This window comes from Actinomyces sp. B33, assembly GCF_028437565.1.
Lineage (GTDB): Bacteria > Actinomycetota > Actinomycetes > Actinomycetales > Actinomycetaceae > Pauljensenia.
Genome location: NZ_JAMRYR010000005.1, coordinates 142,531 through 156,651, shown reverse-complemented (window position 1 = coordinate 156,651; position 14,121 = coordinate 142,531). Strand labels below are relative to the sequence as shown.

The following is a 14,121-nucleotide window of genomic DNA, read 5'->3' as shown; positions in this document are numbered from 1 at the left end:
ACATTACTGTGATGTCCACGTTTTTCAAAGAATTTGATCCACATGCGCGCAAGAAGGGCTAAGCCCTCGAAGGCAAGGGGGAGGGCGCTACGGGCGGGCCGTGGAATCCCTGACGACGAGCACTGGTTCAAGACTCTTCGGCGCGATTCCCGCCGCCTCGGGAGCGTCGATCGCCTCGAGGAGGGTCGAGAGGACGAGGCGCCCCAGGCTGGCAAAATCCTGATTGATCGTCGTCAGCGCCGGGGAGTAGTAGCGCGCCGCCGGCATATCGTCGAACCCGACGATCGACACATCCGAGGGCACGGACCTCCCGGCCTCCTCAAGGGCGCGGTACAGGCCCAGGGCGATCTGGTCGTTCGCGCAGAAGACCGCACTGGGCATCCCCTCCGCCAGGAGGCGCCGCCCTTCCTCGTAGCCGATCGAGAAGTCCCATCCCCTCGCCACCGGTTCACGGATCGCCAGGGCGCGTTCCCCCATGAAGGCGCGCCACGTCGCCTCCCGATGCCGCGCCTCAAAGAATTCCGCTTGACCGGCGATGTGCGCGATATCCCGATGCCCCAGTCCGTACAGGTGCTCGAGGGCGAGGCGCGCCCCCTTCACCTGATCGATCGCCACCGGGATCACCCCCGCGACCTCCCCCATCTCCTGTGTCGTCACCGCGACCACCGGAACGGGGATGTCCTTCTTCGACATGTCCGCCGCGACATCGCGCAGCGGGGCGATGACGACAAGGCCCTCGACCGGCAGGCCGAGGAGATGGTCGAGGGCCTCCTCGATCGAGGAGTCGTCGTAATCCTCGATCGGGGCGACCGCCGTGTAGTACCCCGAGGCCCGGGCCGCGAGCTCGACCTCCATGAGGATCGAGGAGGGCCCGTAGTCGAGGGAGGTCGTCGTGATGACGCCGATCATCTCCGACTTGTGCCGGGCGAGAGCCCTCGCGGCGGAATTCCTGCGGTATCCGAGCTCGTCGATCGCGGCCTGCACGCGCTCGCGCGTCTGCGGCAGGACGTTCTTCGAGTTGTTGAGGACCCGGGAGACAGTCTGGTGGGAGACCCCCGCCGCCGCGGCAACGTCGAGGATCGACGGCGGGCGATTGAGCCGTTTGGGACGCGCCATGAAACAAGTTCCTCCGAAATCCTCGTTCGCCTCTAAGGCAAGGCTATGCGAAAGCCCATTGAGCGAGGAGCCGCTGCGAATGAAAGAAACCCGGAGCGGGGCGGCGTCTAGAACGCCGCCCCGCTCCCCCTCCCACTTCCAGCAGGAGACGAGGCCCGCATCAGCCGGCGCGGCGCTTGTTCCAGATGTCGAAGGCGACGGCGAGGAGAAGGACGAGGCCCTTGACCATCTGCTGGGTCGAGGTGGAGGCGCCCATGAGCTGCATACCATTCGACATGACGGCCATGATGAGACCGCCGACGAGGGCGCCCGACAGCTTGCCGATGCCGCCGGTCGTTGACGCGCCGCCGATGAAGCACGCGGCGATGGCGTCAAGTTCGAACATATTGCCTGCGGAAGGCTGGGCGCCGTTCATGCGGGCCGAGTAGACGATGCCGGCGACCGCAGCGAGGAAGCCCATGTTCACATAGGTCCAGAAGGTCACGGCCTTGACGTTGATGCCCGACAGGGCGGCAGCGGCCTGGTTGCCGCCGATCGCGTAGACGTCGCGGCCGAAGACCGTCGAGTTCGCGAGCGTGCCGTAGATGAGGACAAGGACGGCGAGAATCACGAGGACGAAGGGCAGGCCGCGCGAGGAGGCGATCTGGTAGGCGAACCACATGACGAAAGCGCCGATGACGAGGATCTTCCCGACGAAGAGCCCCATGGACTCCACCGCCTGATTGTAGGCAATACGGGCCTGGCGCGAACGGAACTGCTGGTAGGCGAAGCCCGCGACACCGATACCGAAGACCACGAGGGTGAAGACGTCGTATCCGTTGCCGCCGAGCAGGCCGTTGAAGAAGCCGTTGGCGATGTTGTAGTAGGGCTTCGGGAACGGCGAGAGGGATACGTTCTCAAGAATCTGGAAGGTCAGACCCCTGAAGAGGAGCATGCCGGCGAGGGTCACGATGAAGCCGGGGATCCCGACGTATGCGACCCAGAAACCCTGCCATGCCCCGATGACCAGGCCGAGGACGATGGCGGCGAGGGCGCCGACCCACCAGGGCATCCCCTGCTTGATGACGAGGACCGCCGACAAGGCGCCCGTCACGGCCACGACCGAGCCGACCGAGAGGTCGATCTGGGCGAGGATGATGACGAAGAGCATACCGATCGCGAGGACCAGGATGTAGGAGTACTGGAGGACGATGTTCGTCAGGTTCCCAGGACTCAGGAAGGACGGGTTCAGCACGGCGAACAGGATGGCGATCGCCAGGAAGGCGAAGAAGATACCGCTCTGGCGGATGTTTCCCCTGAACATCTCGCCCAGGCTCTTGGTGGTGCTCACTTGTCGTTCTCCCTTGAGGGTTCAATGGTCATGAGTTCCATGAGGTTCTCTTGGTTCGCCTGGGCAATCGGCACCTCACCGGTGATGCGCCCGTAGGCAAGGGTGTAGACGCGGTCGGAGATGCCGAGGATCTCTTCGAGCTCGGAGGAGATCACGATGACGGCCTTGCCCTCTTCGACCATCTTGTTGATGAGGGTGTAGATCTCGAACTTCGCGCCGACGTCGATGCCGCGGGTCGGCTCGTCGAGGATGAGAACGTCCGCATCCGTGTAGAGCCACTTCGACAGGACGACCTTCTGCTGGTTGCCTCCCGAGAGGGATCCAGCGAGCTGGAGGACCGACTGGGAGCGGATGTTCATCCGCTCCTTGTAGTCGACGGCGACGGCGAGCTCTTCGTTGCCGTTGACCATGCCGCGCTTGGCAAGCTTGAAGATGCCCGCGATACCGATATTGTGGCGGATGTCGTCGATCAAGTTGAGGCCGTATTGCTTGCGATCCTCGGTCGCGTAGGCGATACCATTCTTGATCGCGTCCGACACGGTCTTGATCTGGATCTCCCTGCCATCCTTGTAGATCCGGCCCGAGATATTGCGCCCGTAGGATCGGCCGAAGATCGATCGGGCCAGCTCGGTCCGCCCTGCTCCCATGAGGCCGGCGATCCCGACGACCTCTCCATGGCGGACGTTGAAGGAGGCGTCCTTGATGACGACGCGCCCCTCCTGGGTCGGGTGGTAAACGGTCCAGTCCTCGACGCGGAAGATCTCCTCGCCGATCGTGGACTCGCGCACCGGATAGCGCTGGGACAGCTCGCGGCCGACCATGAGCGAGATGATCCTGTTCTGGGTCGAGGCAGGATCCTTCATGTTCAGGGTCTCGATGGACATGCCGTCGCGCAGGATCGTCGTGCGGTCCGCGATCGCGGCGATCTCGTTGAGCTTGTGGGAGATGATGACGATGGACACCCCGGAGTCCTTGAGCTGGCGAACCAGATCGAGCAGCTGTGCCGAGTCATTGTCATTGAGAGCCGCCGTGGGCTCATCGAGGATGAGGAGTTTGACATCCTTGGAGAGGGCCTTGCCGATTTCGATGAGCTGTTGTTTCCCGACGCCGAGCTGACCGACGGGAGTCGTAACGTTCTCATCGAGACCGACCCTCTTCAAGACCTCCTCAGCGAGATGGTTGACCTGATGCCAGTCGATCAGACCATTCTTGCGGGGCTTATCGACTCCGAGGAAGAGGTTCTCCGCGACCGACAGGTACGGGACGAGAGCGAGCTCCTGATGGATGATTCCAATGCCGAGATTCTCGGAGTCCTTGATGGAGGAGAACTTCACCTCCTCGCCCTCCCAGACGATCGTCCCGTCGTAGTGGCCATGCGGGTACACGCCCGAGAGGACTTTCATGAGGGTCGATTTTCCGGCGCCGTTCTCACCGCACAGGGCATGCACTTCACCACGCCGGACTTCGAGGTTCACGTGCTTGAGCACCTGGACCCCGGCGAATCCTTTGTCGATGTCTCGCATCTCCAAAATGTTTGACGTCATTTCACTTCCGCATTCGCGAGTCGAGGGGATGAGTGACCGGTGGGCGGGTGGGAGATCCTCCGCCCGCCCACCGGGTGGCTCACTTGGTGACGCCGGCAGCGACTTCATCGGCCGTGTAGTAGCCGGAGCCGACGATGTCGGATTCGATGTTGTCCTTGAAGATGGTCTGAACCTCGAGGAGGTAGGAGGGGACGACCTTCACGCCGTTGTCGTAGGTCTTGGTGTCGTTCGCCTCGGGGGTCTCCCCCTTGCCGATCGCCTCGACCGTCTTCACGGCCTGGGCGGCGAGGAGACGGGTGTCCTTGAAGATCGTCGACTGCTGGACGCCGTCGTTGATGAGCTTGATGGAGGCGATCTCGGCGTCCTGGCCGGTGACGATCGGAAGGCCGTCGGCGATCGAGGGGCCGTAACCCGCGCCCTGGAGGGCGGTGATGATGCCGCGTGAGATTCCGTCGAAGGGCGAGAGAACGCCGGCGAGCGGCTCAGTGCCACCGCCGTAGGTCGAAGTAAGGATGTCCTCCATGCGCTTCTGAGCGGCCTCCTGCGACCAGCGGAGCGTCGCCGCCTGGTCGAAGGAGGTCTGGCCCGACTTCACGACGAGGGTCCCCTCGTCGATGAAGGGCTTGAGGGTGTCCATCGCGCCATTGAAGAAGAATCCGGCGTTGTTGTCGTCGGCGGAACCGGCGAAGAGCTCGATGTTGAGGGGGCCGACCGGGGCATCGGCCGCCTTGGCCCCGTCCTTGTCGGTGAGGCCGAGGCCGGTGAGGAGGGCCTTCGCCTGGGCTACGCCGACCTTGTAGTTGTCGAAGGAGACGTAGAAATCGACGTTCTCGTTGTCGCGGATCAGGCGGTCGTAGGAGACGACCGGGATGTTCGCGGCGCCGGCGGCGTCGAGCTGGCTGGACAGGGCGGTGCCGTCGATGGAGGCGATGACCAGGATCTTCGCTCCATTGGTAATCATCTGGTCGATCTGCTGGGTCTGGGTGGGGATGTCGTCGTTGGCGAATTGGAGGTCGACGGTGTAGCCGGCTTTCTCCAGGCCCTCCTTCACGGCATTACCGTCGGCGATCCACCGTTCGGAGGTCTGGGTCGGCATGGCGACGCCGACCTTGATGGAGCCTTCGGCTGCGGGGGCGGCGCCGGATTCACCGGCTGCTGGGGCACCCGCCCCGCCGCCCGAGCATGCGCTCAGGACGAGGGCTCCTGCGCCGAAGAGGGCCGCGAGACCGCTGGCGCGACGGCCGAATGAACGAGTGGTTGTCATTGGTGTACTCCTCGTCGAGCAACTGAGATGGTGTAGCACTGCGAGTCGCCGAACCTCGATGGGTGGCCGACTCGCTTCACGTTAACGATCACATGCGATGTGCGCAACATCACGGAGTAAATGTTTCATAACAATGTGCACGTGCACATGCCGACCTCCCCACTCGGGATGGGAGGCCAGGCGCTAGTGGGAAGCGCTGAAGAGCGAGCGGGTCAGACGGACGGGACGAGCGTGCGCGGAGCAGCCGTCGAATCCCGGACGATCAACTCGGTCGGCCGCAGGATCGGGAAGCACTCCCCCTCCCCCTCGATCGCCGAGCTGACCGCCGACAGGACCTGCTGGCCCAGATCGAAGAAGTCCTGACGGACCGTCGTCAGGCCCGGACGGAAGTACCTCGACATCGGCTCGTCGTCGAACCCGACGATCGACACGTCCCCCGGGACGTCCACCCCCGCCTCGTCCAGCGCGCGAATCAGCCCCAACGCGATCGCATCGTTCGCCGTGAAGACCGCCGTCGGCAGGCCCTCGTCGACCAGCGCCCTGCCGGCCTCGTACCCGACCGACGCCTCCCAGCCGCGCACCGGCGCCACACGGCCGCCCACGCCGGCGGCCTCGAGCTCCACGCGCCACCCGTCCAAGCGGATCCTCGCCTCGAACCAATCCTCCGGGCCCGCGATGTGAACGATGTCCCGGTGCCCCAGATCCACCAGATGACGAACCGCCTCGCGCGCGCCACCCAGCTGATCGACCCTCACCGACCGGATATCCGACGCCCCCACGACATCCGCCGCCGTCACCGCCACCACCGGGACCGGCACGCGGACGGCCTCGACCGCCTCCGCGATCCCCACCACCGGCGCGATGACGACGATCGCCTCCACCGCCAGGCCGAGGAAGTGATCGAAAGCGCTCGTCAAGGACTCCACCGAGAAGTCCTCCAGCGCCGTGACGCCCGTGAAGTACCCCGCCTGGCGCGACGCCAACTCGATCGCCACGAGGATCGATGTCGGCCCGTAGTGCACCGATGTCGTCGTCACGATCCCGATGATCCCCGACTTGCGCGTCACCAGGGCCCGCGCCACCGAATTGCGCCGGTAGCCGAGCTGATCGATCGCCGCCTGAACGCGCTCACGGGTCTGGGGGGCGACCTTGCCCGTCCCGTTGAGCACCCGCGACACGGTCTGGTGCGAAACCCCCGCCAGAGCCGCAACATCCATCATCGCAGGCGGACGCTTAGCGGACCCCATGAACACTCCTCCTCAGACGCGAAGACCGCCGTAACCGGGACGGCCGGCCGAAGCGGTGCGATCTCCGGTCAGGACACGCTAACACGGAGCGCGCCCAGGCCGGCACCGGCCTCGGCCCCCCCAATCTCCCCACGCCGTCCTCCCTTCGCCGCGCGGATGCGATCTTCGCCACCCGATTCCCCCGCCTCCCCCGCGCCGGAGAAGAATGAGCGCGTCCCCGCACACCGCTCCGTCAGGAGACGCCATGATGAGATCCACCGCGCCCCAACCGCCGCAGCCCCCCGCCCACCCCGTCGACCAGGTGCCGCCCATCGGCAAGCTCCTCGTCCTCGGATTCCAGCACGTCCTCGCCTTCTACGCCGGGGCCGTCGTCGTCCCCCTCGTCATCGCCTCGGGGCTCGGCCTCGACGAGCAGACCCTGATCCACCTCATCAACGCCGACCTGTTCACCTGCGGCATCGCCTCGATCATCCAATCGGCCGGCATCGGCACGCGCATCGGCGTGCGCCTGCCCCTGATCCAGGGCGTCACCTTCACCGCCGTCTCCCCCCTCATCGCCATCGGCGCGGCCGCGACGCCGGCCGGAGCCGACCCCACGACCGGGCTCGCGACGATGTACGGGTCGATCATCGCCGCCGGCCTCATCGTCTTCTTCGTCGCCCCCTACTTCGCCAAGCTCCTGAAGTTCTTCCCACCGGTCGTCACCGGCACCCTCCTGACCGTCATGGGCGTCACCCTCATCGCCGTGTCCGCCGGCGACATCGTCGCCTGGGGCGCCTCCTCCCCCGACGGCCCCGACCCCGCCGCGACGATCAGGGGCCTGTGCTACGCGCTGGCGACCATCGCGATCATCGTCCTCGTCCAGCGCCTCTTCACCGGCTTCCTCGCGACCCTGTCCGTCCTCCTGGGCCTCGTCGTCATGACCCTCGTCGCCTTCGCCCTCGGCGACGCCGACTTCTCCGGCGTCACCGGCGCCTCGTGGGCGGGCGTCACCTACCCGTTCTTCTTCGGACTGCCGAAGTTCTCAGCGACCGCGATCCTGTCGATGCTCATCGTCATGGCGATCACCGCCGTCGAGACCACCGGCGACGTCTTCGCCACCGGCGAGGTCGTCGGCAAGCGCATCACCCCCCGGCACATCGCGAACGCGCTGCGCGCCGACGGGCTGTCGACCGTCCTGGGAGGGATCCTCAACTCTTTCCCCTACACGTGCTTCGCCCAGAACGTCGGGCTCGTGCGGCTGACCCGCGTGAAGTCCCGGTGGGTCGTCACCGTCGCCGGCGTCATCATGATCCTCCTCGGCCTGCTGCCCAAGGCCGGGGCCGTCGTCGCCTCCATCCCCCAGCCCGTCATCGGCGGCGCCTCCCTCGCGATGTTCGCCAGCGTCGCCGTCGTCGGCATCCAGACCCTCAGCGCCGTCGACATGCGCGACAACCGCAACGCCGTCATCGTGTCGACCTCGCTGGGGCTCGCCATGCTCGTCACCCTCAAGCCCGACATCGCCGCCGCCCTGCCCTCCTGGCTGCGGATCGTCTTCGGATCGGGCGTCACCATCGGCGCCCTCGCCGCCATCGTCCTCAACCTGCTGTTCTTCCACGTCGGCCGATCCTCCGGGCCGGGCGTCGCCGTCGTCCAGGGGCGCCCGGTCCCCCTCGACGAGGTCAACGCGATGAGCCGCGAACAGTTCGTCGCCGCCTTCTCCCAGATGTTCACCGGGCAGACGTGGCCCGTCGAGCGGGCCTGGGAGCACCGCCCCTTCGCCTCGACGGCCGACCTGCGCCGCGCCTTCGAGGACGAGGTCCTCGCGGCAACCGAGGAGGAGCAGGAAGAGCTCATCGGGGGGTACGAGGACATCGTCGACCTGCTGCTGACCGACTCGGGCGACGACCAGTCGAAGGTCGACACGACCTCCCTGGCATTCGGGGAGTTCGACGACCAGGAGGAGCGGGAGCTGAGGGCCCTGGGGGCCGCCTACCGCGAGAGGTTCTCCCGGCCGCTCGTCATGTGCGTGTCGAACCTGTCGGACCGCGCCCGGATCATCGAATCGGGGTGGCGCCGCGTCGAGTCGTCCCCGGCGCGCGAGGCCCGTTTCGCCCTCGGAGAGGTCATCGACATCGCCGACGAACGGTTCGACGCCCTCGTCGCCGACGCCAACCCCGTGCGCGCCGCATGGACCGAGGGCTTCGAGCAGCTCGACTGACCCGACGGCGGATGACGCGCAGACGTTGAGGGCCGGCCCGCAGGGGCCGGCCCTCAACGCATCCCATCAACACAGTCACAATCGTCCGATAGCGCTCCTTTTGCACAATGTCGTCGGCCCGAACGATGGGGGCAGCCTCTGCCCCGGGCCGTATTCCTTTGTGGTATCCCCGAGCGTAGGGCCCGGACCTGGACGCAGGATCGAGCGAACCTTCGGATTCCCTGGGATTCTTTCCGGGAGGTTCTCGCGCCCGGATTCCTCGACGCGCCGGTGCCCGTCAGGCCCTCCCGACTCCGGTCGGCTCCCGGGCCTCGTCGGCCTCGCCGACCTGGCAGGGGCCCGGGGCCCGGAGCTCGCCGACGATGCTTCGGCCTCCTCGCAGCCCGGTCCCGCTGGACACCGCGCCCTCATCCGGTCGGGCGGACGCCCCGACGGACGAGGGGGTCCCCAGCGGTTCAGTCCTCGGCGGAGGACAGGCGCTCGAGGTCGGCGGTGCCGATCGACTCGCCGGAGTCGACCGCGCGCCATTCGTCGGCCCAGTTGTCGCCCTCGATGGCGTCGATCCTCTCGTAACGGACGCCGTCGACCTCGACGACGTCTCCGGCGCGGGCGCCGCGGATGCTGGTCGTCGTATCGTCGCTCATCACTCACTCCTCCTGCGATCTGCGTCTGACCGAGAGACTACCGGGGCCCGTCGTCCCCCAGGTGCCGGCACACGGTCGGATCCGCGTCGCCCGACGCGAGTGCGCGCACGACGGCGAGCGCCTCGTCGGCCCGATCCTCGGGGACGAGGAGGTGGTCGTGGCGCAAGCCGGCGACGACGTTGCAGGAGATGCCGCGCCGGGCGAGCGCCGTCGACACGAGAGCCGTCAGGCCGACGCTCGTCAACGACGAATGGACGTCGAGCGTCAGGAGCGCGAAACGGTCGAGCGGGCCGTCGACGAGCGCGAAGGCCTCGTCAATCGGCAGGATCGCGGCGGCGCCCTCGTCCTCGACGACGACGGCGAGCGGATGGGCGCCGGCCGGCCATTCGCCGATCTCGACGTAGGCGTAGACTCCGCGGGCGGACACGGTCAGGGATGAAAGAATCTCCTCCAGGGATTCGAGGGCAGCCATGGGATGAGTCTAGGGAGAGCCCTCGGGAATGTCGGGCCCATCCCCTGACGTCCGACCACCGTCATGCCGAGACCGCCCGACCTGACCTCCGCTGCCCGGCCGTGGATCGTGCCCTCCACACGGGCGGTGTCGAGACGGCGGCAGATCTCGTGCGAGAGAACCAGCGGCAACGGCAGACGCTCAGATGCTTTGTTGATGGCGTAGTCGTAGACGGTGCCCTGATCCCCCGCGCCCTGCAGGGCGAACGCACTCGTGTTGCCTTCAGGGGCTTCCAGCGAAGTCGAGCCGCCTGCGGCGATGTCGGGCGACTGCTTACGCGTCCACACATAGACCAGGAACCGGTTCGGGTTGTATCCAATCCTGCATAGGGCCTCTCGCACCGATTCACGGATGCGAAGCCTGGCGGACGTGGTGATCTCGTCGGTAACGATGATCCGACGCCCAGCTGTCATCACCTCCACCGCCACCCGCGCAACCGGATCGGTACGCAGAAGGTCATCAAGAATCTGGTCTGCGATCTGATCGCACACCTTGTCCGGATGCCCCACACACACCGACTCACACGTACGCACATCAACCATCAAAGGCTCACTTTCTCAGCACGAAAAAGCACCCACCCGATCGGCGCAGGCGCAAAGACTCAAAGGGTTTTAGGAGCGGGCTTGCAGCAGGCGCTCCATCACTTCATCACCGGGTGCAGCACCCGAATAGTCGGTGGTGCAGGTCGCGCGGATGATCTCGTAGATCTCGTACCAGTACACGTTGGCCTGCTTACCGAAGCTCTGACTCATCGCCACGAATGGGGATGCGATTGCAGTCCCGGTGGTTGGGTGTTTACCCAGCAGGCCGAACTTGGAGATCGCTTCCTCGCACTGCACATAACGTGCGAACGCCTGGGCGTAGGCCTCGATCAGGCGCTTGGAAACGAACTGGGAACCGCCACGCTCATTCAGCCACTCCCATGTCTCCCGATACACCAGGTCAGCACCGAGTGGTTTGCCGTTCTTCTGTACCGCAGACAAGTACTCCGACGGTTCGGGCATCGTCTCCCCCGACAACACCGCCCCATCGCCGATATCGGAGCCTTCGAAGTCGAACGGCGTCGCCAGCGGATCCTCAAGCCGAGTGGCCGGTCGGCCAGCGGCGAGCTTCTCGTTCAACGGGTCAGGCTTCGCACCCGCACGCACCCGACGACCGCCTCGGTTGGTACCATCACGAGCCATGACATATTTCTCCAGTAGAAGGGTTGTCGAGCAAAGGTAGGTAGATATGGGAAAGATCGTTGCTGTTCGGGAAGAAGACCTTCCCTATACTCCCCAGCAAATCTGGCAGGTGGTTACCGATCTAACTAACTGGCAATGGCGCAGTGATCTATCCGAATGCCAAATCGTCGATGAACGCAGATTCATTGAAATTCCAAAAAGAGACAAACCCATACGATTCCACACAACCCGCCTCGAATCATTCCACAGTTGGGAATTTCAAATGGATTCGCCGTCTCTAACTGGTACATGGAAGGGCACCTTCGAACCAAAAGAAGATGGTGGCTGCCGAGTTAGATTCATCGAAGATGTCCACCTTCAGAACAGGCTAGTTCCGAACTGGATAGCGAAACGATTCCTAGCCGCCTATCAAGCCCGGTATTTCCGCGACCTACAAGCTGAACTGCAATCGCGTTATCACTAGATCCACCTTTTGCCACGAGGCGCCTCCTCTGCTAATTTCTCGGCGTTCTGTGTTCCAATTAGGCATGGCTCGAGCGAAAACAAAAACGGAACTGTTGGAGGCGACCACTTTCCGGTGGGACGCGCTGCAGGCGTTGATTGACTCCATGCGGCCGGAGATAGAAAGCGTCAGCCTGTTTTCGGCGTAGGTTTCGACCGTACTGGAACCCGCTGGGCCAGAGACAAGAATCTGCACGATGTCCTTGCCCACCTATGCGCGTGTCAAAAAATGCTGTTCAACTTCCTTGATTCCAACCTCGATGATCAAGCACAACCATTCTGCCTGCACCTCACACATGGCAGACTACGCAGTCTTGAACACGGAAATCTGGGAACATTACCACAATGCGCCCTTGGGTCAGATACAGGAGATGCTGACCACGAGTCATTTCCAGATAGTCGAACTCATCGAGAGTTTCACCGATGAGGAGCTGTTCACGAAAGAAACAATACTTCTCGTGGACAGGAATCACCTCGTTGGGGTCCGACCTAGTGTCAGCAGCACCCAGCCACTACGACTGAGCCATTAAGAAACTGCGCGCCCACCAGAAAGCCAACACATCAAACCCGAAAGCCCCAAAACAGAAGCGGTAAAACGCACCAGCTCAGGACGCCGGGTCAATACTCTGTTTGGTTCGAAGACTTTGCGCGCGAGACCGCAGGCCCGTTGATCCCAGACTCTGCCCTAGAGATCCAAGACCCCTACCCGCCTGTGATAAAATAGAAGCCATACAAAATTGAACTGGTAGGTGACGAAGATGGCTAAGTGGTTTGTTCAGGCACGAGAAATTGAGCGCTTACGTCGTGAGAACGAGCGCTTGTTGAAGCTCCTTGCTGAGCTGAGGACAAGGCTTGGCGAGGACGCTGACAACCTGGACATCTACGGCGTGTCAGCCGAGGAGAAGAAGCTGGTCGAGCAGGGACGCTCGATCGAAGCGATCAAGGCGTACCGAGTACGAACCGGCGCTGACCTGCTCACCGCTAAGAACGCGATCGACTCCGTCTCCTAATAGCTGTAGACCTGCGACTTGTTCCTCCACCGGTCACCATCGAGCGCGGACTGTCTCGAGTGGCAGGGTTTGCACAGCGATCTGAGGTTGTCGAAGTCTTGGGCGCCTCCGTGTTCGAGGGGGAGGATGTGGTGGACTTCAGCGACCGGGGTGTGTCTGCCGTCGGCTAGGGTGTGTTTCCTTTATGCGCGTAGTCAGGTGAAGGTTGCGAGGAGGACGGCGGCGGCGCGGTCGAACGGGCCATCCGCACGAGTGAATACCAACTGGCCGTGACAACACGACGACCCGAGTCCGGCACACCCGCTGTGCGGATCGGCAGTGAACACCTCTCTACGTGTCGGTTCCGCCCGCGCACCCGGTCGCCGTCTACCGGTCGATCCGGCTGCACGATCTGGACGGCGAGACTATGTTGCTCCAGCCGAACCTCGGTTTCTGGGACGACCTGGTTCGCGATCGCATGCCCCGGGCGACTTTCCTGGTGCAGGACGCTGACCCCTGGCGCAAAATCACACAAGCATCCACGCTCCCCGTGTTCACCACAGAACCTGTACCCGGCCGACGCCGAGACCAGCAATCGCGTCCACGTGCCCATCACCGACGCCGCAGCCAACCCGGACTACTGGTGCGTCATGCATCCCGACCAACGAGAACGCTTGCAACCACTGGTGGACGGATTCGCGACCCTGGCTCACCATGAGGGCCCGACCAGCTAAGCAATGTGAACACCCAGCGGGGGCATTCCCCGCAAGACCCGGCGGCTACACGCATGCACCAGAGCGGCCACGCGGCCGACACCCGGTTCGTCGCTGAGGTCAGGGGCTCAACTCCCGTGACCTCTTCGCCATGACGCTCTCCTTCTGAAGGATCTGGCACGGCATCTCATGCCACATCTTGTGCCACCCCCGTGCCACTAACTATGCCCCGCCCTGCCCCATCCTGTGGCATGGCGGATCGGATGGGAGGCGGAGAAAACCGCAGAGGAGCAAGGGAAAACCCCGGGACCATGCGGTCCCGGGGTCCCTAGCGTGGAGATGGGGGGAATCGAACCCCCGTCCGACGGCCGGCCCCGAGGTCTTCTCCGGGCGCATCCTGCTGATTATTTCTCAGCCCCTGACGTCATGCAGGCCTGCTGCCAGTAGGCTCAGTTGATGAAGTGTTGGAGAGGGCCCACCAACATGACCCCCACCCAGTGGCTCTCTGAACGACGCCAGACACCGGGCTGAGAGCACCACCCGGGCTGACGGACTAAAGGTTCACGCGGCGATATCAGGCGGCGAGAACGTAGTCGGTGCGGTTCTGTTCGGCACCTATTGGTTTGCACGCAGCGTTAACGAGTTGAGCGCACGTTCTCGGCCCGCTTCCCCTCGATCGACGACCGCCGTCGAAACCGATCATCCCCTATTGAGTTCTTCACCCACCGGCCACCGGCCGGACTCTCAGCCTATCTGGTCGCCTCCCCCTTCACAAGGCGAACGACTCCCCACGATCCGAACCGACGATGCGATAAGAGGGGGCGGGCGGCACCGCGTTCCCGCGCGACACCGCCCGCCCCGTCATCGGATCATCGGGA

The 14,121-nt window shown here is 64.3% G+C and carries 13 protein-coding genes, 1 other RNA gene and 2 pseudogenes; 4 read left to right on the top strand and 12 right to left on the bottom strand.

Annotation, left to right across the window (positions count from 1 at the left end; genetic code table 11):
• Nucleotides 1–87: 87 nt before the first annotated feature.
• From M3T53_RS08930 to M3T53_RS08910, 5 genes are all read right to left on the bottom strand, one after another.
• Nucleotides 88–1,116: a LacI family DNA-binding transcriptional regulator gene (locus M3T53_RS08930; RefSeq protein WP_272434172.1), complete on the bottom strand. Its 1,029-nt coding sequence runs from the start codon at nucleotides 1,114–1,116 to the stop codon at nucleotides 88–90.
• 160 nt (nucleotides 1,117–1,276) lie between these two features.
• On the bottom strand, nucleotides 1,277–2,446 hold the full coding sequence (gene mmsB / locus M3T53_RS08925) for a multiple monosaccharide ABC transporter permease (RefSeq protein WP_272434171.1): 1,170 nt from the start codon (nucleotides 2,444–2,446) through the stop codon (nucleotides 1,277–1,279).
• Nucleotides 2,443–3,990 (bottom strand): sugar ABC transporter ATP-binding protein, encoded by a 1,548-nt coding sequence (locus M3T53_RS08920; RefSeq protein ID WP_272434170.1) that lies wholly within the window; start codon nucleotides 3,988–3,990, stop codon nucleotides 2,443–2,445. The genes mmsB and M3T53_RS08920 overlap by 4 nt, the downstream gene beginning before the upstream one ends.
• Nucleotides 3,991–4,069: 79 nt before the next feature.
• Nucleotides 4,070–5,254 (bottom strand): multiple monosaccharide ABC transporter substrate-binding protein, encoded by a 1,185-nt coding sequence (gene chvE / locus M3T53_RS08915; RefSeq protein ID WP_272434169.1) that lies wholly within the window; start codon nucleotides 5,252–5,254, stop codon nucleotides 4,070–4,072.
• Nucleotides 5,255–5,466: 212 nt separating this feature from the next.
• The gene (locus M3T53_RS08910) at nucleotides 5,467–6,474 is read right to left on the bottom strand and encodes a LacI family DNA-binding transcriptional regulator (RefSeq protein ID WP_272434168.1); all 1,008 of its coding nucleotides are present in this window, start codon (nucleotides 6,472–6,474) and stop codon (nucleotides 5,467–5,469) included.
• 274 nt (nucleotides 6,475–6,748) lie between these two features.
• Between M3T53_RS08910 and M3T53_RS08905 the strand changes: the two genes are divergently transcribed.
• Nucleotides 6,749–8,701 carry a solute carrier family 23 protein gene (locus tag M3T53_RS08905; RefSeq protein ID WP_272434241.1) on the top strand — a complete coding sequence of 651 codons (1,953 nt, stop codon included), beginning with the start codon at nucleotides 6,749–6,751 and terminating at the stop codon, nucleotides 8,699–8,701.
• Between the two features lie 277 nt (nucleotides 8,702–8,978).
• Here the strand turns inward: M3T53_RS08905 and M3T53_RS08900 are convergent, their stop codons facing one another.
• The 5 genes and pseudogenes from M3T53_RS08900 to M3T53_RS08880 all read right to left on the bottom strand — a co-directional run bounded on the left by M3T53_RS08900 (nucleotide 8,979) and on the right by M3T53_RS08880 (nucleotide 11,040).
• Nucleotides 8,979–9,101, bottom strand: a complete 123-nt coding sequence (locus tag M3T53_RS08900) for a hypothetical protein (protein ID WP_272434167.1) — start codon at nucleotides 9,099–9,101, stop codon at nucleotides 8,979–8,981.
• A 55-nt stretch (nucleotides 9,102–9,156) separates the two neighbouring features.
• Nucleotides 9,157–9,345, bottom strand: a complete 189-nt coding sequence (locus M3T53_RS08895) for a hypothetical protein (protein ID WP_272434166.1) — start codon at nucleotides 9,343–9,345, stop codon at nucleotides 9,157–9,159.
• 37 nt (nucleotides 9,346–9,382) lie between these two features.
• The gene (locus M3T53_RS08890) at nucleotides 9,383–9,817 is read right to left on the bottom strand and encodes an ACT domain-containing protein (protein WP_272434165.1); all 435 of its coding nucleotides are present in this window, start codon (nucleotides 9,815–9,817) and stop codon (nucleotides 9,383–9,385) included.
• A gap of 35 nt (nucleotides 9,818–9,852) precedes the next feature.
• Nucleotides 9,853–10,398, bottom strand: a pseudogene (locus M3T53_RS08885) (S-adenosylmethionine synthetase N-terminal domain-containing protein); the annotation flags it as partial.
• Nucleotides 10,399–10,467: 69 nt separating this feature from the next.
• The gene (locus M3T53_RS08880; RefSeq protein WP_272434164.1) at nucleotides 10,468–11,040 is read right to left on the bottom strand and encodes a P27 family phage terminase small subunit; all 573 of its coding nucleotides are present in this window, start codon (nucleotides 11,038–11,040) and stop codon (nucleotides 10,468–10,470) included.
• A 46-nt stretch (nucleotides 11,041–11,086) separates the two neighbouring features.
• Here M3T53_RS08880 and M3T53_RS08875 point away from each other — a divergent pair, with 46 nt between their 5' ends.
• The 3 genes from M3T53_RS08875 to M3T53_RS08865 all read left to right on the top strand — a co-directional run bounded on the left by M3T53_RS08875 (nucleotide 11,087) and on the right by M3T53_RS08865 (nucleotide 12,551).
• Entirely contained in the window at nucleotides 11,087–11,503 is a 417-nt protein-coding gene (locus tag M3T53_RS08875; RefSeq protein ID WP_272434163.1) for an SRPBCC family protein, read from the top strand.
• A 235-nt stretch (nucleotides 11,504–11,738) separates the two neighbouring features.
• A complete protein-coding gene (locus M3T53_RS08870) occupies nucleotides 11,739–12,071 on the top strand; it encodes a ClbS/DfsB family four-helix bundle protein (protein WP_334540619.1) in 333 nt (110 codons plus the stop codon).
• 219 nt (nucleotides 12,072–12,290) lie between these two features.
• Nucleotides 12,291–12,551, top strand: coding sequence for a 50S ribosomal protein L7/L12 (locus M3T53_RS08865; RefSeq protein WP_442866946.1), 261 nt, complete (start codon nucleotides 12,291–12,293; stop codon nucleotides 12,549–12,551).
• Here M3T53_RS08865 and M3T53_RS08860 read toward each other — a convergent pair.
• Both M3T53_RS08860 and ssrA read right to left on the bottom strand, forming a co-directional pair.
• Nucleotides 12,548–12,721 (bottom strand): annotated as a pseudogene (locus M3T53_RS08860) (HNH endonuclease); the annotation flags it as partial. The gene M3T53_RS08865 and the pseudogene M3T53_RS08860 sit on opposite strands and share 4 nt — an antisense overlap.
• An 853-nt stretch (nucleotides 12,722–13,574) precedes the next feature.
• Nucleotides 13,575–13,950: a transfer-messenger RNA gene (gene ssrA, locus M3T53_RS08855) on the bottom strand.
• Nucleotides 13,951–14,121 lie beyond the last annotated feature (171 nt).